This is a genomic window from Bordetella trematum (assembly GCF_900078335.1).
GTDB lineage: Bacteria > Pseudomonadota > Gammaproteobacteria > Burkholderiales > Burkholderiaceae_B > Bordetella > Bordetella trematum.
This window is the reverse complement of record NZ_FKBR01000019.1, coordinates 396,877-419,962: the sequence shown is the minus strand read 5'-3', so window position 1 is coordinate 419,962 and position 23,086 is coordinate 396,877. Positions and strand designations below refer to the sequence as shown.

Here is a 23,086-nt window from a genome sequence, read left to right as displayed (position 1 = left end):
GACGCGGGCCCCTCATTCAACGCGGCAGCGCATCGGCGTGCCGCACATAGCCGGCCGCCAAAGCCTGTGCCACCCGCTCGGCATAACGCTGCATGATCTCCGCCAGTGCCGCCAGGTCCTTGCCCAACATACGTTGCAAGGGACCCGTGACGCCCAGGCTGTAAACCACCCCCACCCGCGGCAGGCGCACCGGTACGCCCAGTGCAGCCAACCCCTCATCGATCTCACCGATGCACGTGGCGTATCCCTGCTCGCGGATCGCAGCGTACTCCTGCAAGATGCGCCCGGCATCCACGCAGGTATTGGCCGTGAGTACAGGCAACGGTTCAGCCAGCGCGGCTGCAATCACTTCCTCGGATTGAAAGGCCAGGATGGCCTTTGCCGAGGCAGCCGCATGGGGCGCCATTCCCTTGCCCGGCAGCACGAATCCCCGCCACGGCGTATCCGGCGCCTCCATAAGGATGGAGGAGACGCGATGGCCGGCATGCAAGCGCGCCAGGTAGCAGGTTTCGTTCGTCTCGGCGGCCAGGTCCGCCAGGTGCGGCTGCACCACCGCCCCCAGCCAACCCGCATCTGCCCCGGCATAGGCCAGGCGCCGGACGCGCTCACCCAGAATGTAGGTCGATCCGTTGGCGCAATCTGCCAGACGGGCTTCCTGCATCGTGCCCAGCAGACGATGAACGCTGGTTTTTGGCAATGCCAGCATTTTGGTGATCTCGGTCAGGGCCAGTCCTTCAGGAAAGGCCGCCAACAGTTCGAGGATGCGGGTGTAGCGCTCAAGCGGAGAGAGTCGGGAGTCTTGGCTCATGTGGGGTTCCTTGACCGGCATTGTAGGGCGCGGCGCAGACGATCTCGGGAAAACCCGCCTTGCCCCGGTGTTCCGTGGTTTTCTATAGTGTACCGAAAAACAGAACTAAGTACCGAAAACCGGAACAACCAGGGGAATGTGCCCCGCCTCACTCTCAGGAGCGCCGCACCATGTCACACCACACTTTTTCCCTTCTTCTTCGCCGCTGTATCGCAGGCGCCATGCTCGTCGGGCTGGCTGCGCAAGCGCATGCCCAGCAGGTCGTGGTGGGCGCGACCGCCCCCCTTACCGGCCCCTTGTCCCTAACGGGAAAGCAGTACTACAACTCCCTCAAACTGGCCGAGGACGACATCAACAAGGCCGGCGGCGTGCAGGGCAAGCCGGTGAAGTTCGTCTTCGAGGATGCCCAGGCCTCCAACGGCACCGCCGTCAACGCCTACGTCAAGCTGGTGCAGGAAAACAAGCCGGCCTTCACCTTCCTGACCAGCTACAGCACGCAGAACGTGGCCGTCGCCCCGGAGGTAGCCAAGGCCGCACTGCCCGCCATGTATGCGGGCGGTGCAGACAGCGTGGCGGAACTGGGCAATCCCTGGCTGTTCCGCATCCGCCCCCAGGACAGCACGGCAGCGGTAGCCATGGCCCGCTTCGTCAAAGATGATCTCAAACTGGCCAAGCCCGGCATCCTCTACATCCAGAACGACTTCGGCCAAGGTGGAGCCAATGCCGCAGCCGCCTTCCTGAAGGAACAAGGCCTGACCCCCGTTGGCATGGAAGCGTACGGCCAGAACGACAAGGACATGTCGGCTCAGATTCTGAGTCTGAAGAACAAAGGAGCCGACGTCATCCTGGCCTTCGTCTACCCGCAGGATGGCGCCATGCTGCTGCGCCAGATCAAGATGCTCGGCATCAAGCAGCCCGTGGTGGCCTCCTCGGCCGCCTTCGTGCCGGCGGCCATGCAGTTGCTGTCGCCGCGAGACCTCGAGAACGTCTGGGGCGTGATCGACACCTACCTGCCGGCCACCGAAAAAGGGAAGCACTACGCCGAGCGCTTCAAGCAACGCTTTTCCATGGATGCCGACCCCTACGGCGCAGCCTATTACGACGGCGCCATGCTGATGGCCCAGGCCATGAATGCAGTCGGCACGGACCCCGCCAAACTGCAGCAGTACTTGCGCGAGGTGAAGGACTATCCGGGCGTCTCGCACGTCTATCGCTTCGACGACCAGGGCAACGGCGTGCATGACGTGGCTGTCGTGAAGTTCGCCGACGGCAGCAAGGACATGCAGTTCATCCGCGCTATCCAGGTTGACTGAACATGGTCACCGAAACCGGGGAACTGCCATGCAGGAAATGATCCAACTTCTTGTCAATGGCGTGGCATTGGGCAGCGTCTACGCCCTGGCTGCGCTGGGCTTCGTGATCGTCTACTCGGCCACCAGCGTGGTGAATTTTGCCGCCGGGCAATTCGTCATGCTGGGCACTTTCTTTGGCGTGACCACACTGATCCAGGCCGAATGGCCGGCGGCGGTGGCCTACCCGGCCGCCATCGCCATGATGGCCGCCTTCGGGCTGCTGTTTTACGCGATGGTGCACCTACCGTTGCAGAACCGTCCGGTGGTGTCGGTGATCATCGGCACGGTCGCCGCCGGCATCGCCATGCAGAACGCGGCCCTGCTGATCTGGGACGCCTGGCCGTTTCGCGTGCCCTCGCCCTTTGGCGACGGCACGCTCAGCATCGCAGGCGGTGTCATCACGGTCCATGCTCTGGCCACCATCGGCATCACCCTGATGCTGATCGCCGGCCTGTATGCCTTGCTTCATCGAACATCGATCGGCCGCTCCATGCGGGCAGTCGCCCAGGACGTCGAAACCGCAAGCCTGATGGGCCTGCCTGTGCGCCTGCTGCTGGGCTTTGCCTGGGTGCTGGCGGCGGTATTTGCCGGCTTTGCAGGGCTGCTGGTCGGGCCAATGTGGTTCGCCGACGTCAACATGGGCGACGCCGTCGCCCTCAAGGCCTTTGCAGCCACCATCATCGGCGGCTTCGGCAGCGTGCCGGGCGCCATCGCCGGAGGCCTGGTGGTCGGGCTCATAGAGATCCTGGGCGCCGCCTATCTGTCGTCCACCTACAAGGATCTGCTGGCATTCGGCATCATGATCCTGTTCCTGCTGCTGCGGCCACAGGGCATCTTTGGCGAACGCATCGCCGAGCGAGGCTGACTATGAAGAAGCACCCTTTGCTCTATGCCTCGTTGGCCCTCTTGCTGGCGGCCTTGCTGCCCTTGGCGATCCAGGGCTATGGCAACCGGCTCGCGAACACGGCCGTCATTTCCGCCATCGCCGTCATCGGGCTGAACTTCGTGTTCGGCTATGCCGGGCTGATCTCGCTGGCCCATGCCGCGTTCATGGGCATGGCAGGCTATGCGGCAGCCATCCTGACCACCGCCCAGCAATGGAACCCCTGGCTGGCCATTCTGGCCGCGCTCGCGGCCACGGCGCTGTTCGCCTATGGCACGGGTCGCATCCTGCTGCGCCTGAAGGGCCATTACCTGGCGCTGGCTACGCTGGGGCTGAACGTCAGCTTCACCATCGTGGCCTCCAACTGGCTGGAACTGACCGGCGGAACCAATGGCCTTTCGGGCATTCCGGCACTGAGCCTGGGCGGTCTGGCACTGGACACCGAACGCAGCTTCTACTGGTTCGCCCTGGCGGTGCTGGCCTTGCTTGCGTTGCTGGCCAACCGGATACGTCGTTCGCACGCCGGCCGGGCCTTCATGGCAGTGCGCGACGATGAGCTGGCCGCCGCCATGACTGGCCTGCCCGTCACCCGGGTCAAGGTCGCGGCCTTCACGCTGGGGGCCATCTACGCCGGTGTAGCCGGCTGCCTGTTTGCGTTTCACATCCGCTTTGTCTCCCCCGAGGACTTCAACTTCTCGCATTCGATCGTTTTTCTGGCCATGCTGGTCGTCGGCGGCGAAGGCAGCATCATCGGCGCCATCCTGGGCGCAGTGGGCGTGACGCTCCTTCCGGAGTTACTGCGCGGCGTGGGCAACGCCTATCTGCTGGTTTTCGGCCTGCTGGTGCTGCTCATCCTGATCATCCTGCCGCGCGGCTTGATCAGCCTGGCCGATCGCAGCACCTACCGCCGCCTGCTGCGGCGCAAATCCGCTGTCGTTCCGAACGCGCAAGGAGACCGCCCATGACCCCGCTCATGCACGTGCGCGGCATCAGCAAACGCTATGGCGGCGTCCAGGCGCTCTCGGACGTCTCGCTGGAAATTGCCGCCGATCGCTTTCACGCCATCATCGGCCCCAACGGCGCGGGCAAGAGCACGCTGCTCAACGTCATGACCGGCCTGGTTCCGCCCAGCACCGGGACGATCGATTTCGATGGTCATACGCTGACCGGACGCCCCACTCACGACATCATCCGCGCAGGCATCGGCCGCATCTTCCAGAGCGGTCGTCTCTTCACGCGGTTGAGCGTGCTGGAGAACGTCATGCTGGGCGCCGCGATGAAGGACTCGCGTTCGCTGGCGCGCTTGTTGTTGCGCCCCTTCGCCACCGCTCTAGCGGAAAGCCGGGCGCGCGAGACGGCCTACGAAACCCTGCGCCAGTTTGACCTTCACCTGATGGCCGATCGGCCCATCGGGTCGCTTTCCTATGGGAACCGGCGCATGGTTGAAATGGCGCGCGTCATGGTCGCGCGGCCACGCCTGCTGCTGCTGGACGAACCGGCGGCCGGACTGAACTCGGGCGAGGTGGAGCAGCTCATGACGCTGCTGCGCCGCCTGCGCGAGCAGCATCGACTGTCCGTGGTGCTTATCGAGCACAACATGGGCATGGTGATGCGCCTGGCTGAACACGTGGCCGTGCTGAACTTTGGCGCCAAGCTGGCCGAAGGCACGCCCGCCGAGATTCAATCCAACCCGGCCGTGCTCGAGGCCTATCTGGGAGGAGGCTACCAACATGTTGCAGTGTAGAAATCTGGTGGCGGCCTACGGGGACATCGTCGCCCTGCGCGGCATCGACCTGGACGTGCAGGCTGGCGAAGCGGTCGCGCTGATCGGCGTGAACGGGGCCGGCAAAACCACGCTGCTGCGCGCGATTTCGGGGCTGCTCCCGACGAATGGCGAACTGACGCTGGAAGCGCGCTCACTGATACCCCTGTCGGTTCAGCAACGCGTACGCGCCGGCATTTCGCACGTCCCCGAAGGGCGGCGCATCTTTCCTGGCCTGACTGTGCGCGAGAACCTGGAGGTCGGCGCCTCCATCCGCGCAGGCGGGCCCCAGTTGCGTGAGGATTTCGAGCGCGTCTATGACCTGTTCCCACGCCTGAAGGAGCGTGCCGGCCAGCTGGGCTGGTCGCTGTCCGGCGGTGAACAGCAGATGCTGGCCATCGGCCGCGCACTGATGGCACGCCCCCGCCTGCTGCTGCTGGACGAACCCTCCCTGGGCCTGGCGCCACGGCTGGCCGAGGAGGTCTATGCCCGCATCGCCCGCATCAACGAAGGCGGCATGACCGTGCTGCTGGTCGAACAGAACACCGTACTGGCCTTGGGCGTGGCCGACCGCGGCTATGTCATCGAGAACGGCGTCATCGTGCTGGCCGACAGCGCCCAGGCGCTGCGCCACCACCCCCGTGTCCGGGACGCCTACCTGGGCCGTTAATCCTTTCCGCAGAGACATCCATGTATCCTGACTCATCCTCCCGCTCCCAGGCCATGCATACCCGCGCGCGCGCCGCGCTGCCTGGCGGCAACACACGCACCACCGTCTACCTGTCGCCCTACCCGGTCTATGCCTCGCATGGCGAAGGCTGCCGCGTGCACGACGTAGACGGCAACGTGCTGATCGACTGCATCAACAACTTCACCGCACTGATCCACGGTCATGTCCAGCCCGACGTGAATGCGGCGGTACGCCGCCAACTCGAACGCGGCACCGCTTTCGGCATGCCCACCGAAAGCGAGATCCTGTTAGCCGAACTGTTGGCTGAACGGGTGCCGAGCATTGAGCACATCCGCTTCACCAACTCCGGCACCGAGGCGGTGATGATGGCGCTCAAGGCCGCCCGCGCCTATACCGGACGTGCGCGCATCGCCAAGGTGGAAGGGGCATATCACGGCTCCTATGACTATGCCGAAATCAGCCTTGACGCCCGGCCGGAGAACTGGGGGCCCGCCCGGGCACCTGTCAGCATTCCCTATGCCAAAGGAACGCCGCCGGCGGTGCTTGACGACGTCGTGGTGCTCCCGCTGAACGACACCGCCGCCACCGAGGCGCTGCTGCGCGAGCACGGCGCCAGCCTGGCCGGCGTGCTGATCGATTTGCTGCCCAACCGTGCCGGCCTGGTTCCGGCCAGCCCCGACTACCTGGCCATGCTGCGCCGCGTGACCACGGAACTGGGCATCGTGCTGATCGTCGACGAAGTGATCACCTTGCGCCTGGGCCTGGGAGGCGCCCAGGCCCGACTGGGCATCACCCCCGACCTGACCACGGTGGGAAAGATCATGGGGGGCGGCTTCCCGGTCGGCGGCGTGGGCGGACGCGCCGATATCATGGCCGTATTCGACCCCAGCCAGGGGCGGCCAGCCGTGCCGCATGGCGGCACCTTCTCGGCCAACCCCGTCACCATGACTGCGGGCCTGACCGCCATGCGCCTGCTGGATGCGGCCAGCCACGCCCACCTGGACCGCATGGGCGAGACCCTGCGCCATGCCCTTAACCGCGCCTTCGAAGATAGCGGCGTGGCCGGCCAGGCCACTGGCCTGGGCTCGCTCATCAAGCTGCACATGAAGACCGGCCCGCTGACCAGCTACCGTGATGCCTGGCCGGACCCGATACAGGCTCGCGCGATGCAGCGCCTGAATGTGGAAATGCTCAACCGGGGCGTACTGATGGCCGGCTATGGCTTGATGGCCCTGTCAACGGCGATGAGCGATGCCGACATCGAACAGATCGCCGAGGCAACCCACGACGCCCTGCTGGCCTTGCGCCGCACGGAGGAGCAAGCATGAGCATCACCGCAGGCATCGACGTCGGTGGCACCTTCACCGACCTGATCCTGGTCGATGACGCGACCGGGGAAGTCCGCATTTCCAAGGTGCCGAGCACCCTGGACAACCAGGCCTTCGGGGTGCTCGAAGCGCTGCGTCGCATCGATATGCCGCTGGAGCGGATAGACAGCATCGTGCATGGCACCACCACCACCACCAACGCGGTACTCGAGCGTAAGCTGGCCAAAGTTGGCCTGATCACGACGCAGGGCTTTCGCGACATTCTGGAACTGGGCCGGCGCACCCGGCCACAAGCCTATGGCTTGACCGGCAGCTTCGTGCCGTTGATCCCGCGCGAACTGCGCCGCGAGGTGCCGGAACGCATGGATGCCCAGGGCAATGTTCTCACGCCCTTGGATGAACAGGCCCTGCTGGACACCGTGCATGCTCTGCGTGAAGCCGGCGCCGAGGCACTGGTGATCCATTTTCTGCATAGTTACGCCAACCCGGCCCATGAACAGCGAGCCCTAGCCCTGGCGCGCGAACACTGGCCCAACCCGTACGTGACTGCCGGCCACACCATCATCTCGGAGTTTCGCGAGTTCGAACGCGGCACCGCGGCTGCCGTGAATGCATCGGTACAACCCATTCTGGATCGCTACCTGCAGCGCCTGCAGGCCAAGCTGTCCGAAGCAGGCTTTCGTAGCGACCTGCTAGTCATGCAGGGTAACGGTGGCACGGTCTCGGCGCGCACCATCGGACGCAACGCGATCAATACCGTCATGTCCGGGCCAGCATCCGGCGTCATGGCGGCCGCCTATTCCGGCCGCCTGTCCGGCTACCCCAACCTCATCACCTATGACATGGGCGGCACCTCTTCCGACGTCGCACTGATTGAGAACGGTGTGCCCAAGGTATCCAGCGAACTGGAGTTGGAGTACGGCATGCCCTTGCATGTTCCGATGGTCGATGTCCATACCGTTGGCGCCGGCGGCGGCTCGATCGCGCGGGTGCAGGGCAGCGGGTTGTTGCGCGTCGGGCCGGACAGCGCGGGGGCCCGGCCGGGCCCGATCTGCTATGGACGCGGCGGAGAACAAGCCACCCTGACGGACGCCAACCTGGTACTGGGACGGTTGGATCCGCAACGCCTGCTGGCGGTTGACCGCCCCGTCGACGTCGCTGAGGTCGCCGCACGTATCGAGGCGACCATCGGGAGGCCGCTGGGGCTGGATGCGGTCGAGGCCGCAGCCGCCATCCTGCGCGTCGGCAATCACAACATGGCCGGAGCGGTTCGGCTGGTCAGCCTGGCGCGGGGCTATGACCCCCGCGACTTTGCGCTGTTTGCCTTTGGCGGTGCCGGCCCCCTTCATGCCGTCGCGCTGGCGCGCGAACTGGCCATCCCCACGGTGCTGATCCCGGTACGCCCAGGCTTGACCAACGCGCTGGGCTGCCTGGTGGCCGACGTGCGTCATGACTTCGTGCGCGCCTTCAATCGCCCGCTCAAAGATCTGAGCGACGACATGCTACGTGCCTGCCTGCAGGAGCAGATATCGCAAGGGCGCGAGGCGATCGCGCGAGACGGTATTCCCGTATCGGAAATCCAGGTCTTCCACCATGCCCAGATGCAGTATCAAGGGCAGAGCCATTTGCTGACCGTGCCCGTCGACAGTGGCGACATCAGCGTGGCACGACTGCAGGACGCCTTTGCACAGGCTTACTGGCAACGTTTCCAGGTGGAATTAAGCGAATTGCGCCCGGTGCTCGTCACGCTGGACACGAGTCTGGTCGGCAAGCGCCACGAAGTGGCGCTGGCAGCATTGGCCACTCGCAGCGACGATCCTCCCGCTCCCCGCCAGCGCCCGGTCTGGTTCGCCGAAACGGGCTGGACCGATACGCCCGTGCTCACGCGCGAGCACATCCCGGCCGAAGGTCTGGCCGGCCCGGCCATCATCGAGCAGTTGGACGCGACGATCGTTCTCGACCCCGGCACGAGGGCGCGCAGCGACACCTGCGGCAACCTCATCATTTCTCTGTAGGCATATCATGGCAATCATCGATCCGGTGACGCTCACCGTCATTCAGAGCGGACTGCATCAGGTCTGCAACGAAATGGACCTGACGCATTGTCGCGCCGCGTTCTCCCCCATCATTTCCGAATCCCAGGATCGCTCCAACGGCATTTATCATCGCGACAGCGGCGAACTGATCGCGCAGGGCGAACTGGGACTGCCCATCTTCGTGGGCACCATGCAGTTTTCCACCCAGGCCGTCATAGCGCGGGCCCGCGACATTGCGCCCGGCGACGTCTTCATCGTCAACGACCCCTATCTGGGTGGCACGCACCTGATGGACGTGCGCTTCGTCAAACCATTTTTCTACCAAGGCAAGCTGTACGCGTGGCTGGCTAACACCGGCCACTGGCCGGACATGGGAGGGATGGTGCCGGGCGGATTCTCCGCGCACGCTACCGAGATCGAGCAGGAAGGCTTGCGCTTGCCGCCAGTCAAACTCTACAAGGGTGGCAAGCTGGACGAGGAAATCCTGGCCATTCTGATGTCCAATATCCGCATCTCCGAGCAACGCATCGGCGACATCAAGGCCCAGGCGGCCGCACTGGCTGTGGGGGAGCGCCGCCTGACACAGCTGCTGGACCGCTATGGCCAGGATATCGTCGATCAGGCTATCGAAGAACTCAAACAACAAGCCACGCAGCAAACCCGCGAAGTCATCGCCGCCATCCCCGATGGTGACTACGACGGCGAAGCTTTCATGGACTCCGATGGCGTCGTGGACCAACCCCTGACGATCTCGGTACGCATCCGCAAGCGTGGCGAACGCATGGAGTTCGACCTGAGCCGTTCAAGTCCGCCCTGCGCCGGACCCATGAACAGCGTGATCGCCACCACCCGGTCTTCGATTTACCTTGCCATCAAGCATGTCTTTCCCGAACTGCCCATCAATGCGGGCATGTTCGAGCCCCTGGACATCATCGATCCCGAAAACACTTTTCTCTACGCGCGTTATCCCAAACCCGTCTCGGGCTGCGCGGCGGAAGTCAGTCAGCGCATCGCCGAAGCCGTTTTCGATGCACTGCAAAAAGCCATCCCGGACCGCCTGTTCGCGGCGCCTGCCGGCACCACGGCCAACCTGGCCATCGGCGGCGACGATCCCGACCGAGGCAGCGCCTATGTGATGTACGTCATTTCAGGCGGCGGCTACGGCGGTCACCCCGGAGGCGACGGCCTGACCAATGGCTGCTCCACAATCGGGATTTCCAAAGCAGCTCCGGTCGAGGTCCAGGAGCAGCTCTACCCGATACTGTTCGAGCGCTATGCCATTCATGAGGGCTCCGGTGGCAGGGGCCAGTTCCGCGGCGGCATGGGGGTGCACTACCGCATCCGACTGCGCGCCGGATCGGCCCGCGCCTCCATGGTGATGGATCACGGCAAGTTCGGCCCGCCCGGGGCCGCCGGCGGAGAGGAAGGCGGACGCACGCGCGTGACCATCTACCGCGATGGCCAGCCGTATGTGCCGGCGCACATATCCAAAGACCAGGGCATCGTCATGCAGGCCGGCGACGTGATCGAAGTCTATACGCCAGGCGGCGGTGGCTATGGCGATCCGGCGCTGCGCGCGCCACAAGCCATCGCCTACGATCAGCGCCAAGGCTATTACCCCGACTAAGGGCTGACAACGGCCCCGGGAAGCGTGCCGGGGCCGTTGCCGTTTACACCTGGGCCAGAGCCTGATCCAGGTCGGCGATCAGGTCATCGATGTGCTCGATGCCGATCGACAGGCGCACGGTTTCTTCGCGCACGCCGGCCTTGGCCAGTTCTTCGGGGTTGAGCTGGCGGTGGGTGGTCGAGGCCGGGTGCGTGGCCAGCGACTTGGCGTCGCCAATATTGACCAGGCGCGTGAAGAGGTTGAGCGCATCCTGGAAGCGGGCGCCGGCCTCACGGCCGCCCTTGACGCCAAAGGTGAACAGGCCTGGCGCCTTGCCGCCCAGATACTTCTGCACCAGCGCATGGTCGGGGTGCTCGGGCAGGCCGGCGTAGTTGACCCATTCGACCTTGGGGTGCTGCTTCAGGTATTGCGCGATCCTGACGGCGTTCTCGACGATGCGGTCCACGCGCAGCGCCAGCGTCTCGATGCCCTGCAGGATCTGGAAGGCATTGAAGGGCGAGAGTGCGGCGCCGGTATTGCGCAGCGGCACCACGCGTGCGCGCCCTATGTAGGCGGCCGCGCCGAAGGCTTCGGTGTAGACCACGCCGTGATAGCTCACGTCGGGTTCGTTCAGGCGCTTGAAACGCTCCTTGTGCTGCGCCCAGGGGAACTTGCCCGAGTCAATGATCGCGCCGCCCAGGCTGGTGCCATGCCCGCCCAGGTATTTGGTGAGCGACTGCACCACAATGTCGGCGCCATGTTCGATGGGACGCAGCAGGTAGGGCGACGGTACGGTATTGTCGACGATCAGCGGCACGCCGTGGCGGTGCGCCAGATCGGCCAGCGCCTGGATGTCGGTCACGTTGCCCAGCGGGTTGCCGACCGACTCGGCGAAGATGGCTTTGGTGCGCGCGTCGATCTGGCGCTCGAAGCTGGCCAGGTCCGAAGGATCGGCAAAGCGGGTGGAGATGCCGTACTGCGGCAACGTGTGCGCCAGCAGATTGTAGGTGCCGCCATACAGCGTGCTGGACGAAACGATGTTGTCTCCAGCTTCGGCCAGCGTCAGGATCGAGTAGGTCACGGCGGCCTGGCCCGAGGCCAGCGCCAGCGCGGCGATGCCGCCCTCGAGCGCAGCCACGCGCTGCTCAAGCACGTCGTTGGTCGGGTTCATGATGCGGGTGTAGATGTTGCCCGGCACCTTCAGGTCGAACAGATCCGCGCCATGCTGCGTGTCGTCGAAGGCGTAGGCCACGGTCTGGTAGATGGGCACGGCCACGGCGCGCGTGGTGGGATCCGGACGGTAACCGCCGTGCACGGCGATGGTCTCCAGGCGCCAGTTCTTGTTGGAATCACTCATCTGCTTCTCCTTCCGCAGGGATGGATGGGGGGAACGGGATAGAAACTCGGGAATACGGGAATTCGGGCCGGGCGGCGGACGCAAACACGCCGGGCGCCCACCAAGGGGCGCCCGGCGTAACCATACTCCAAATCGACCGGCGCGCAGAAGCGTCAGGCCAGGGCGTTCCTGTAGATTTTCCCGTCCTTCATGATGAGCCGCAGATTGGCCTGCGGGTCGGTCAGGAAGTCCAGATCGCGCGAGGGATCGCCGTCGACCACCAGCAGGTCGGCCAGGCTGCCGGCGGCGATGCAGCCGACGCTGGCGCCATAGGGGTTGCGCGCGCCCGACATGCCCAGCAGCTGGCCGTTCTGGCCAGTCGCCATGCGCAGCAGGTCCAGCGGCGCATACAGGCGGGTCAGCTTGGCCAGCATGTGGCCGTGGCGCGCCAGCTTGTCCGGCGCGAACAGGATATCGGTGCCCCAGGCGGTCTGGATATTGAACCGCTGCGCCAGCGCATAGGCGCGCTCGGTGCCTTCGGCCACCATCTGCTGCTTGGCGTGGCTGCGCGGATCGGCGTGCGGATTGGCGTCGTCGTCACCGAAGAAGGGCTGCAGACTCCACCAGGCGCCGTGATCGGCCATCATGCGCACGGTTTCCTCATCGGCCAGCTGGCCGTGCTCGATGGAGCGCACCCCGGCCCGCAAGGCGCGCTGTATGCCCTGGGCGCCGTAGACGTGCACCATGACGTAGGTGCCCCAATCGGCCGCGGCCTGCACGCCGGCGCGCAACTCGTCTTCGGTGAACTGCACGCTGGTGAGCGGGTCATAGAGCGAGGTCACGCCGCCGCCAGCCATGAGCTTGAGCTGCGAGGCGCCCAGCATGAGCTGCTCGCGGGCGCGGCGCAGGACTTCGTCGCGCCCGTTGGCGATGGCGCAGATGCCGGCCGCCTCGGGATGGCTGAGAATATCCGGGCGCGACGGCACCTCATAGGGCATGCGGAAATCGCCGTGGCCGCCGGTCTGCGACACCATGGCGCCGGAAGGGAAGATCCGCGGGCCGTGCACCAGGCCCTCGTCGATCGCGCGCTTGAGCGAGAAACTCGGCCCGCCGGCGTCGCGCACGCTGGTGAAACCGCGCATCAGGGTGTTCTGGGCCTGGCGCGCAGCGTTCAGGTGAATATAGGGAGTATCGGCGGTCATGGCCGCCAGCTGGCTGATGCCGCACAGCATCGAGTGCCAGTGCGCATCGATCAGGCCCGGCATCAGCACGCGCCCGCCGCAATCGAGCGACTCAACGCCTTCCTGGCGCGGCCCGGCCGGCTGGATGTCGGCCACGCGATTGCCTTCGATACGCACGCACAGCCCGTCGCGCAGGGACGCCGTGACGCCATCGAACAGACGAATATTGGTCAGCACCAGAGGTTTGGCGCAAGCCAGCGGTTCACCCATGAAGGCGCTGTCGGCGCGAAAGGCGCCGAAAGGCCGGGCAGCCTCGGCCGGCCCGCCTGCGGCCATGCGGTGCAGCAGATCGTTTTCAAGACGACGATGCGCCCAACGCATGGCCGGCCCATGGGCCACACAACCGCAAGCCGGCGCCGCGCCCGCCGCACGCCCACGCCGGCTCTGCAACGGCCGCGACTCTGTTCTTGCCATAAACATCGAAACTGCTCCCTTGATGACTGAGGAATGCTTGCCCAGGACTTTCGCCATCCTACTGCCTGCCGTGGCTTCCCGACACTCCCCCGGGGAGCAGGGCGGCCCGGCCCCCTGTAGAATCAGCATTAATGCTATTGAAATTCTATTTCCGGCTCGACGCACAGGAGTACGCATGAAGCACGCTTTGCAGGCTACGCCCACCCGACTCATCTCGCTGCTGGCCCTCGCCCTGGCCGCCACCGCCGCACAGGCTGCCGACAGCGTCCCGCCGCTGGTGCAGGTCCCGGCGGGCAACTATGTCACCTGGCGCGCCCCGGCCGAAGGCGTCATCACCTATCAATGCCAGAATCGCCTGGACGGCGCAGAAGCGCCCGCCTGGACCATCGTGGCCGGCAAGGCCCGGCTGGGCGACGCCGCGCAAAACGGCAGCTACACCAGCCCGCCGGACACCTGGCGTGCCGCCGACGGCTCCTCGCTGACCGGTCTGCAGAGCATCCGCGCCAGCTCCGGCGCCAACCAGCTCCAGGACCAGCTGGTGATCGCCAACCCGGCACCCACGGCCGGCCTGCTGAGCGGCGTGACTTACATCCAGCGTCTGGTGCGCAGCGGTGGCGGCGCGCCCCAGGAAACCTGCGACGCCAGCCAGGTGGGCAAACGCGTGGACAGTCCCTTCCAGGCAGACTACGTGTTCTGGTCACCGAACTGAGCCGGCGTTGCCGGACCGATACGAACGCGCCGGCCTGGCGCGTTTTTTTTGCCTTGCACCGGTCGTCACCATCCCGAGCGGGCCTGAGCGGCATTGTCAGAATCCGGGCGGCATCGTCCCCGGGCCGGCGATGACGCGCCACGAACATCACTGCAAACATGCAAAATGCGGCGCAAGAATAGGAAAGAATCGCGGGGGTTTTCCATTTTTTCCTATGGCGGGAAAAAAATCACGAACCCTGCGCTATGCTAATGAATCGGAAAAGAGAATGACATTCCCTTCCGGAAAAACAACGCATACACTTTGAAATAAAAAAACCTCAAACTCCCGCTAACCTGATAGGCTGATAATCGGCCTGCAAGCCGCATGTCCATTGCGCCTGCGGACCGCCGCAACAGAATTCAGGTCAAGTATTGATTGAAATCAGATTCCCCCGAGCCGGCCTTGTATTAGGCTCTGGAATATCCCGGGTTGCGAAGGCTCCACCCAATCCGGGAAAGTCAACGACGTGGAGCCTGATTGTTATATAGCTTGAACTCAGATCGAGGGACTTCAAATGAAAAAAGCTATTCTGGCTATGAGCATTTTCGGTGCCGCCGCTATGGGCGGCGTGGCACATGCCGACGCGGCCAAGCCCGTGCCGCTGTGGCTGTGCAGTGATTACCTGGCTGTGGACGAGTCCTATCAGCCGACCGTGCTCGGTTTCGCTGAAGCGCTCAACCGCAGCGGCAAGCCCGAAGCCGAAGTACTGGACGTCGATGGCATCGCCAAGGTCAAGCCGGAACTGCTGCAGTACTGCAAGGAAAACCCCAAGATCGCCCTGCGCGACGCGCTGGTGCAAAGCTGGGGCAAGATCAAGAAGTAATCCGCTTCTCTGATTCATGCGCTAGGGGCGCCACGGTTTGCCGTGGCGCCTGTCATTTCAGCCCCCGCTTTCCGCGTCTGCTCCACACAAAGGATCCCCCATGCCACTGCACGCCAAGGACACGGTCCGTGCCGACCTGCTCGATGACGTCTACGCGTCGAGCGATCTCTCGGTAGCCATGCCCAAGTACAAACTCCCGGCCGAGGGACATGCGCCGCGCCATGCCTATCAGGTCGTGCACGACGAACTGATGCTGGACGGAAACTCGCGTCAGAATCTGGCCACCTTCTGCCAGACATGGGTGGACGAGGAAGTCCACAAGCTGATGGACGAGTCGATCGACAAGAACATGATCGACAAGGATGAATACCCCCAGACAGCGGAAATCGAAGCGCGCTGCGTGCACATGATCGCCGACCTGTGGCACTCGCCCGATGCGATGAACACCCTGGGCTGCTCGACCACGGGCTCATCCGAAGCCGCCATGCTGGGCGGACTGGCCATGAAATGGGCCTGGCGGAAAAAACGCCAGGCCGCCGGCCTGCCGACCGACCGGCCCAACCTGATCTGCGGCCCGGTGCAGATCTGCTGGCACAAGTTCGCGCGCTACTTCGACGTCGAGCTGCGCGAGATCCCGATGGAGCAAGACCGGCTCATCATGAGCCCGGAAGAAGTCATCAAGCGTTGCGACGAGAACACCATCGGCGTGGTACCCACGCTGGGCGTGACGTTCTCGTGCGATTACGAGCCGGTCAAGGCCGTGCACGATGCGCTCGACAAACTGCAACAGGACACCGGTCTGGATATCCCCATTCACGTCGATGGCGCCAGCGGCGGCTTCCTGGCCCCGTTCTGCGCCCCCGATCTGGAGTGGGACTTCCGCCTGCCGCGCGTGGTGTCGATCAACACCTCCGGCCACAAGTTCGGGCTGGCGCCGCTGGGGGTGGGCTGGATCGTCTGGCGCGATGCCGCCCACCTGCCCGAGGAACTGATCTTCGACGTGAACTACCTGGGCGGCAACATGCCCACCTTCGCGCTGAACTTCTCGCGACCGGGCGGCCAGATCGTGGCCCAGTACTACAACTTTCTGCGTCTGGGCCGCGAGGGATACACCCGCATCCAGCAGGCCTGCTACGACACGGCGCAGTACCTGGCGGACGAGATCGCCAGGCTGGGGCCCTTCGAGATGCTGTTCGACGGCAATCCGCAAAAGGGCATTCCGGCACTGTGCTGGAAGATCAAGGACGGCCAGAAAGACCTCGGCTTCAATCTCTACGATCTGGCCGACCGGCTGCGTTCGCGCGGCTGGCAGGTGCCGGCCTACTCGATGCCGGCCCATCGCGAAGACCTGGTGGTGCAACGCATCCTGGTGCGCCATGGCGTCAGCCGCGACCTGGCCTCGCTGCTGATCGAGGACTTCAAGCGCGCGCTGGCGTATTTCGCGCGCCACCCGGTGGCCGTCCAGGGATCGGAAGACGAATCGGGCGGCTTTCATCACTGAGCCCGACATGCCCGGCCGCCGCACCCTACCGTGCGGCGGTTTTTCATTGACCTGCAGCGTCGTGCTTTCCCGGGTCAAATGGTATAAATTCCCGCACATCACCCTGGCGCATCGCAAGCGCCGGCATTTCACCAGCGCCCGTGCGCCCGATGATCACCGAGGTTAGCTCTTGACGACGTTGCAACAGTCCCCGGGCCGGCGCCTGCTGCCCATGGCGGTGTGGCTGCTGCCGCTGCTCACAGGCTGCAGCGCAACCGTGCAGCCCCCCTATGTGGTCATCTTCGAATCCTACTTCCCCTCCTGGATCGCCTGCGCGGTGGCCGGCTGCATTGCCGCCCTGGTGCTGCGCGTGGTGCTGGTGCGCAAAGGCATCGATGAATACCTGCCGCTACACCTGTTGACCTATCTGGCCGTTGCCGCCGCCGTCATGTTCCTGCTCTCGCTGACCATCTTCGCCCGCTGACATGCCGACCTCTCCCGAAAAAACCGACCGCAAACGCCGTATCGCGATCGTGCTGTTCGTCGTGATTCTGCTGCTGGCCGTCGGTCTGGGCTGGGCCTATTTCAGCCGCATTGCCGCCAGGCCCCTGTCCGAAGACGCCGTCCTGACCGCCAACATGGCGCGCATGGCCTCCTCGGTGCCAGGCCGCATCCAGAATCTCGCTGTGCAGGAGAACGGCACGGTCAAGGCGGGCGATCTGTTGTTCAGCGTCGATCCCGAGTTCTATCGGCTGCAGCGCGACCAGGCCCTGGCCGGACTGCAAGCCGCCGAGGCCGCGCTGGCCACGCGCAAGCGCACATTGCAGGCCGAAGGCGCCAATGCGCGGATTGCGGCCGAGCAGGTCTCGCGCGCCCAGATCAACCTGGCGCAGACCACGCAGACCCTGCAGCGTCTGCAGAGCCTGCAACCCAAGGGTTATGTCACCACCCAGCAGGTCGACGACGCACGCACGCTCAAGCGCAACGCCGAGACCAGCCTGAAAGAAGCCATGGCCCAGCAACACGCCGCCGATGCGCTGGTGGGCGACACCGATGCCGCGATCGCGCTGGTGGCGCAAAGCAAGGCCACCCTGGCCATCGCCGAACGCCAGCTGCGCGACACCGAGATCCGCGCGCCCAACGACGGGCGCATCGCAGGGCTGAACGTGGCCAACGGCGACTACATCATTCCTGCCCAGATGGCCTTCACGCTGATCGACACCACCCACTGGTATGCGTCGGCCGGTTTCCTGGAAACCGAGCTGCAGGACATCAAGATCGGCAGCTGCGCACGCGTCTATGTGGCGGCCGACCGCAGCCGCACCATCCAGGGCACGGTCGAGTCCATCGGCTGGGGCGTGGCCTCGGAAGACCAGATTCAACTGCCGCGCAGCCTGCCCTATGTGCCCAAGACCCTGAACTGGGTCCGTGTGGGACAGCGCTTCCCGGTGCGCATCCTGCTCAAGGACCCGCCGCCCGACCTGATGCGCGCCGGCGCCTCGGCGACCGTCATTCTTCATACCGATGAGCAGTGCTGAGGCCTGGCCGCCCTTCCTGCGCCAGACCTGGCGCGACCTGACCGAGGCCTTCCCGGGGCGCTTTGCGCAATCCTGGCGCATCGCCCTGGCCTGCGCGCTCACGGCGATGATGGCGGCCGTCTATGGCATCCCCGAACCGGCAATCAGTTGCTATCTGATCTTCTTCGTGATGAAGCCGGACGCAGCCGAAGGTTGTCTGCTGGCCGTCGGCCTGACCGTGCTGGTGGCCATCGTGGTGGTGCTGCTGTTTCTCTTTACCCGCTGGACCATCGATGTGCCGGCGCTGCGCATCCTGGCCATCGCCGCCACGTCGCTGGTGCTGCTCTTTCTGGGATCGGCCAGCAAACTGGGCGAGCTGGGCGGCATCATCGCCCTGGTGATCGCCTTCGTGCTGACGCTGCTGGACTTCGTGCCCTTTGGCGAGGCCGCCACGCGCGGCATCCTTTATGCCTGGCTGATGGCGACGATGCCCATGGCCTGCGTGCTGGGGGTCAACCTTTTCATGGGCAGAAAGCCCGTCGCGCTGCTGCGCCAGACCGTCGCCATGCGGCTGCAGGCGGCCGCCGGCTGGCTCGAGCGCCCCGATGCCGCCGCGCGCCAGCACCTGCGCGAGCAGATCGAGGAGGGCCAGGAAGACGCCCTCAAGCGCCTGGGCCTGACGCGCTTGCTGGCGTTGGGCCGCAGCGCCGAGCGCCAGCGCCTGGCGCGCGCGCTGCTGGAGAGCTACCGCCTGACGCTGGCATTGCTGGCCCTGCGCCAGCCCCCGGCGCCCGCCCAGGCCCAGGCGCTCGCTCGCCAGATCCGGGCCGCTGCCCAGGCGCTGGCCACCGGCAAGCCGGTGCCTGCCGACACCGCCGGCTGCACGGACCCGGCGCTGGCCGCCGCCAGCGATGCCCTGCGCCACATGGCCGGCGATCCGCAGGGCTACCCGGCCCAGCCGCCCGGCGACCCCTTTCTGCGGGCCGACGCCTGGCGCAACCCGGTGCATGTGCGCTACGCCATCAAGACCACCGCAGCGGCCATCATCTGCTACCTGGCCTACACCGCCTTCCAGTGGCAAGGCATCCACACCGCCATGATCACCTGCTACGTGGCAGCGCTTGGGTCGGTGGGCGAAACCACCCACAAGCTGGTGCTGCGCATCAGCGGCTGCCTGGTCGGCGCCGCGCTGGGCATCGGCTCGATCCTGTTTCTGATGCCCCACCTCAGCACCGTGGGCGGCCTGATGCTGCTGGTGTTCTTCGGCACGCTGCTGTCGGCCTGGATCGGCGTGGGCAACGAGCGGGTGTCGTACGCCGGCGTGCAGGTGGCCCTGGCCTTCCTGCTGACCGTGCTGCAGGGCTCGGGCCCGACCTTCGACATGGACACCGCGCGCGACCGCATCATGGGCGTGCTGCTGGGCAACTGCGTGATGTATGTGATGTTCACCCAGTTCTGGCCGGTAAGCGTGATCGTGCGCGCCCGCGACAGCGTGCGCCAGTTGATGGGACAACTGGCTTTCATGGCCTGGCCTGGCGGGAAAACGCCCCAGGACGACCGCGACCTGCGGCTGGCGCAAGCCTCCAAGGTGGCCGACAATATTGCCCAGACCCGCCTGGCGCTGGGCTTTTCCCTGTTCGAGGTGTATCGCCGCCGCCCCTCGGCCGCCGCCATCCGCCGCATCATGACCATCGACCACCGCGCCCGGCAGCTGTCTCATCAGCTGCTGCTCGCCCCGCCTTCCGATGACGCCCTGGCCCATCGCCTGCAGGCGATGGCCAGCCCCGCCGAAACGGCGGCGCCTTGCCCGCCGGCCATGCCCGCCCCCGCCGGCACGCCGGCCCAAACCGTGCAACGCCTGGAGACCTTGATAAATGGCCGCTGACTGGGCCCGCCTTCGTTCCTTGCGCTGCGCCCTGCTGGCTGGCGCCGCGCTGCTGCTGGCCGGCTGCGCCAGCGGCACGGCCGATGCGCCGCCGCAGGCGCAGACAGCCTGGGCGCCGCCACCCACCCCCGCCGACTGGCGCTCCCTTGCCGAACAGGGGCCGGCCGCGGCCGCCAACAATGCCCTGGCGCCGACGGTCGCGCCGCAAGCCGACCAGACCTATGATCTGCCCGCCCTGATCGATCTGGCCCAGCGCAACAACATGGCCACCCGGGTGGCCTGGAATCAGGCCCGCCAGGCCGCCTCGGCGGTGGGCCTGACCGAGGCCACCTTCCTGCCGATGATTTCCGCGCGCGCCGTGGCCGGACGCCTGAAGACGCGCCATGAACTGCCCCGCATCCTGGGCGAGCGGCCCGAGGTCGACACCTCCCTGAGCGGCACCGTACCCATGCTCACGCTGGAGTGGCTGCTCTTCGACTTCGGCCAACGCGCGGCCGCCAACCAGGCTGCGCACAATCTTTCGCTGGGGGCCAACTTCCTGTTCAATGCGGTGCACCAGAAGCTGGTCTTCGATGTCACGCGCACCTATTACGAATATGGCGCGGCCCGCCAGGGGCGGCAGATCAGCGAGGAAACCCTCGCCAACAGCCTGGCCGTGCAGGATGCCGTGCTGGCCAAGCGCAAGGCCGGTCTGGCCACCTCGGTCGAAGAAGCGCAGGTGCGCCAACTGGTCGCGCAGGCCCGCCTGCGCCAGGTGCGCAGCACCGGCGCCGAGCGCAACGCCTACCAGGCCTTGCTCGATCACCTCGGGCTGGCGCCGGGCGCCGTGGTCCGGATCGCCGCCAGCGACGCCGCTCCCCTGCCGTCCTCGCAGGAGCTGCCCGAAGGCGCGGTGCTGCGCCGAGCCCTGGCCGAACGGCCCGACATCATGGCCAGCATCGCCTCGCTCAAGGCCGCCGAGAGCGGGGTCGACATGGCGCGCGCCGATTTCCTGCCCAAGGTATTCCTGGCCGGCTTTCTGATCGGCGGCCACAACGACCTGTCCATCGGGCCGGTCTCGGGGCTGTCGAACAATGCCGTCACGCGCGGCGTGCTGCTGGGCGTGTCGCTGCCGCTCTACGACGGCGGGATGCGCAGCTCGCGGCTGCGCGACGCCCATGACCGGGTGCACGCCGCACAGGCTTCGCTGGAACGCCTGCGCAACACGGCCATGACCGAGATCATTCTTGCCAGCAATACGCTGGAGACGGCGCTGCAGGCCCATGAGGCCGCCGAGACGCTGGTGCAGACCGCCACGGTCACCTACGACGCGGCGCTGGACGCCTATCGCGTCGGCATGGGCACGGTCACGGTCGCCACAGAGGCCGCCAACGGTCTGCTCACCGCGCGCACTGCGCGCGCCGATGCGCGCGCGGCCGCCCAGATCGCCGCGGCCACGCTGGCGTTGTCGCTGGGCCGGCTGGACGCCGCCCCGGCCGGCTCCATGCGCTGATTTCCTTCGAGGCCCAGGTACCCATGACTACCGTTGCCGTCATCATGGCCATGCTGGTGGCAGTCATGCTCAGCGGCGTGCTGGTACGCCTGCTGCCGCTGGCCATCCCCTTGCCTTTCATCCAGATCGGCCTGGGTTTTCTGATTGCGGCGGTGTTCCAGCGTGGCGTGCTGATCGAACCGGACATTTTCTTTCTGCTGTTTTTGCCGCCGTTGCTGTTTCTGGATGGCTGGCGCGTCTCCAAGGTCGCCGTGCTGCGCGACGCCTCGTCCATTGCCCAGTTGGCGCTCGGCCTGGTGTTCCTCACGGTGGCCGCGGTGGGTTACCTGATCCACTGGATGATCCCCGCCGTGCCGCTGCCGGTGGCCTTTGCCATCGCCGCCATCGTTTCGCCCACCGACCCGGTGGCGCTTGAAGCGATCTCGCACCGCGTGCGCATTCCCGGCCGCATGCGCACCATCCTGGAAGGCGAAGCCCTGTTCAACGACGCCAGCGGACTGGTGGCCTTTCGCATCGCGGCGGCCGCCGCCCTGACCGGCGCGTTTTCCTGGGCCGAGGCCATCGGCAGCTTTCTCTGGCTGGCGATCGCCGGGATCGTGGTCGGCATGGTCATCACCTGGCTGCTCATGGGCACGCGCGCGCGCCTGACGCGCCGCTTCGGCGCCGAGCCCGGCAGCGATGTCCTGCTCAGCCTCATCACCCCTTTTTTCGTCTATTACGTGGCCGAACAGATCGGGGCCTCGGGCATCCTGGCCGCCGTGGCCGCCGGCATCACCATGAGCTATGCCGAGATGTCCGGCAGGCTGGCCGCCGCCACGCGCGTCGAACGCCACGCCGTCTGGAACCTGCTGCAATTCACCCTCAACGGCATGATGTTCGTGCTGCTGGGCGAACAGCTCCCCACCCTCATCGACAACCTGTCGAGCGCGGCCAGCGAAAGCGGCGCTCAGCACCTGTACTGGCTGCCGGTGTATGGCCTGGCGGTCTGCGCCGGCCTGATCGCCTGCCGCCTGCTGTGGGTCACGGTATCGCTCAAGATCGCCGCCCTGCGGGCCCGCCGTCTGGGCCGCACGACGATCGCGCCTCACCCCCGCCTGATCCTGGCGATGGCGCTGGCCGGCGTGCGCGGGGCCGTAACGCTGGCTGGCGTGATGACGCTGCCGTTCGCGCTGCTGGACGGATCCCCCTTCCCGGCGCGGGACCTGGCCATCTGCCTGGCCGCCCTGGTGATCCTGTTTTCCTTGCTACTGGCCAGTCTGGGCCTGCCGCCGCTGATGAAGGGCCTGGAGGTGCCCTCCAGCGAACGCGACCGGCGCGAGCAGGCCACGCTGCACCGCACCCGCCTGCAGGCCGCGCTCAAGGGCGTGCGGGAGGCCGCGGCCCAGTTCGGCCAGGCCTCGCCGGCCGACGCCGCGCTCTATCGCGACGTGGCCGAGCGCGTCAGCCTGGAATTGCGCCGCGAGGCCTGCGCCTATGGCGACCCCGAGGCCAGCGCCCCGCCCGATGCACGCGATCTGTACATCGAACGCCAGCTGCGCCTGCAGGCCGTGGCCGCCGCGCGCCAGGCCATCTATCAGCTGGCGCGCCGGCACCAGATCTCCGATTCGCTGGCGCGCGAGCAGGTCATGTTGCTGGATATGGAAGAAGCCCGCATCCGGGCCAGCCATTAGCCTGGTCCGCC

The 23,086-nt window shown here is 66.0% G+C and carries 19 protein-coding genes; 16 read left to right on the top strand and 3 right to left on the bottom strand.

Annotated features, from left to right (window positions below; all coding sequences use genetic code 11):
• Positions 1 to 16: 16 nt before the first annotated feature.
• Entirely contained in the window at positions 17 to 808 is a 792-nt protein-coding gene (locus A7V84_RS10625) for an IclR family transcriptional regulator (RefSeq protein ID WP_025512886.1), read from the bottom strand.
• A gap of 170 nt (positions 809 to 978) precedes the next feature.
• Between A7V84_RS10625 and A7V84_RS10620 the strand changes: the two genes are divergently transcribed.
• The 8 genes from A7V84_RS10620 to A7V84_RS10585 are packed head-to-tail and all read left to right on the top strand — an operon-like array spanning position 979 to position 10,487.
• On the top strand, positions 979 to 2,121 hold the full coding sequence (locus A7V84_RS10620; RefSeq protein ID WP_081694972.1) for an ABC transporter substrate-binding protein: 1,143 nt from the start codon (positions 979 to 981) through the stop codon (positions 2,119 to 2,121).
• Between the two features lie 37 nt (positions 2,122 to 2,158).
• Positions 2,159 to 3,025, top strand: a complete 867-nt coding sequence (locus tag A7V84_RS10615) for a branched-chain amino acid ABC transporter permease (protein ID WP_157935662.1) — start codon at positions 2,159 to 2,161, stop codon at positions 3,023 to 3,025.
• 2 nt (positions 3,026 to 3,027) lie between these two features.
• A complete protein-coding gene (locus A7V84_RS10610; protein WP_063491887.1) occupies positions 3,028 to 4,008 on the top strand; it encodes a branched-chain amino acid ABC transporter permease in 981 nt (326 codons plus the stop codon).
• Entirely contained in the window at positions 4,005 to 4,787 is a 783-nt protein-coding gene (locus tag A7V84_RS10605) for an ABC transporter ATP-binding protein (protein WP_025512890.1), read from the top strand. Before A7V84_RS10610 ends, A7V84_RS10605 begins: the two co-directional genes overlap by 4 nt.
• Positions 4,774 to 5,475: an ABC transporter ATP-binding protein gene (locus A7V84_RS10600; protein ID WP_025512891.1), complete on the top strand. Its 702-nt coding sequence runs from the start codon at positions 4,774 to 4,776 to the stop codon at positions 5,473 to 5,475. The genes A7V84_RS10605 and A7V84_RS10600 overlap by 14 nt, the downstream gene beginning before the upstream one ends.
• 20 nt (positions 5,476 to 5,495) lie before the next feature.
• On the top strand, positions 5,496 to 6,824 hold the full coding sequence (locus A7V84_RS10595) for an aspartate aminotransferase family protein (RefSeq protein WP_063491886.1): 1,329 nt from the start codon (positions 5,496 to 5,498) through the stop codon (positions 6,822 to 6,824).
• Positions 6,821 to 8,839: a hydantoinase/oxoprolinase family protein gene (locus A7V84_RS10590; protein WP_063491885.1), complete on the top strand. Its 2,019-nt coding sequence runs from the start codon at positions 6,821 to 6,823 to the stop codon at positions 8,837 to 8,839. Before A7V84_RS10595 ends, A7V84_RS10590 begins: the two co-directional genes overlap by 4 nt.
• Before the next feature lie 7 nt (positions 8,840 to 8,846).
• Positions 8,847 to 10,487, top strand: a complete 1,641-nt coding sequence (locus tag A7V84_RS10585) for a hydantoinase B/oxoprolinase family protein (RefSeq protein ID WP_025512893.1) — start codon at positions 8,847 to 8,849, stop codon at positions 10,485 to 10,487.
• A 43-nt stretch (positions 10,488 to 10,530) separates the two neighbouring features.
• Here A7V84_RS10585 and A7V84_RS10580 read toward each other — a convergent pair whose 3' ends face one another.
• Both A7V84_RS10580 and A7V84_RS10575 read right to left on the bottom strand, forming a co-directional pair.
• Positions 10,531 to 11,823, bottom strand: a complete 1,293-nt coding sequence (locus A7V84_RS10580; RefSeq protein WP_033535432.1) for an O-acetylhomoserine aminocarboxypropyltransferase/cysteine synthase family protein — start codon at positions 11,821 to 11,823, stop codon at positions 10,531 to 10,533.
• Positions 11,824 to 11,975: 152 nt separating this feature from the next.
• On the bottom strand, positions 11,976 to 13,364 hold the full coding sequence (locus A7V84_RS10575) for a metal-dependent hydrolase family protein (RefSeq protein WP_063491884.1): 1,389 nt from the start codon (positions 13,362 to 13,364) through the stop codon (positions 11,976 to 11,978).
• Positions 13,365 to 13,632: 268 nt separating this feature from the next.
• On the opposite strand from A7V84_RS10575, the gene A7V84_RS21355 reads away from it, so the two are divergent.
• The 8 genes from A7V84_RS21355 (at position 13,633) to A7V84_RS10535 (ending at position 23,075) form a co-directional block, all read left to right on the top strand.
• Positions 13,633 to 14,166, top strand: a complete 534-nt coding sequence (locus A7V84_RS21355) for a DUF3455 domain-containing protein (RefSeq protein WP_025512896.1) — start codon at positions 13,633 to 13,635, stop codon at positions 14,164 to 14,166.
• A gap of 556 nt (positions 14,167 to 14,722) precedes the next feature.
• A complete protein-coding gene (gene hdeA, locus A7V84_RS10565; RefSeq protein WP_025512897.1) occupies positions 14,723 to 15,031 on the top strand; it encodes an acid-activated periplasmic chaperone HdeA in 309 nt (102 codons plus the stop codon).
• A gap of 100 nt (positions 15,032 to 15,131) precedes the next feature.
• Entirely contained in the window at positions 15,132 to 16,532 is a 1,401-nt protein-coding gene (locus A7V84_RS10560) for a glutamate decarboxylase (RefSeq protein WP_063491883.1), read from the top strand.
• Positions 16,533 to 16,701: 169 nt separating this feature from the next.
• A complete protein-coding gene (locus tag A7V84_RS10555; RefSeq protein WP_101604638.1) occupies positions 16,702 to 16,995 on the top strand; it encodes a YtcA family lipoprotein in 294 nt (97 codons plus the stop codon).
• A 1-nt stretch (position 16,996) separates the two neighbouring features.
• A complete protein-coding gene (gene mdtN / locus A7V84_RS10550; RefSeq protein ID WP_033535433.1) occupies positions 16,997 to 18,049 on the top strand; it encodes a multidrug transporter subunit MdtN in 1,053 nt (350 codons plus the stop codon).
• Complete coding sequence (locus A7V84_RS10545; protein ID WP_063491882.1) at positions 18,036 to 19,913, top strand: FUSC family protein; 1,878 nt, start codon at positions 18,036 to 18,038, stop codon at positions 19,911 to 19,913. The genes mdtN and A7V84_RS10545 overlap by 14 nt, the downstream gene beginning before the upstream one ends.
• Positions 19,903 to 21,405: a TolC family protein gene (locus tag A7V84_RS10540; protein ID WP_025512902.1), complete on the top strand. Its 1,503-nt coding sequence runs from the start codon at positions 19,903 to 19,905 to the stop codon at positions 21,403 to 21,405. Before A7V84_RS10545 ends, A7V84_RS10540 begins: the two co-directional genes overlap by 11 nt.
• A gap of 23 nt (positions 21,406 to 21,428) precedes the next feature.
• Positions 21,429 to 23,075, top strand: coding sequence for a Na+/H+ antiporter (locus A7V84_RS10535; RefSeq protein ID WP_025512903.1), 1,647 nt, complete (start codon positions 21,429 to 21,431; stop codon positions 23,073 to 23,075).
• Positions 23,076 to 23,086 lie beyond the last annotated feature (11 nt).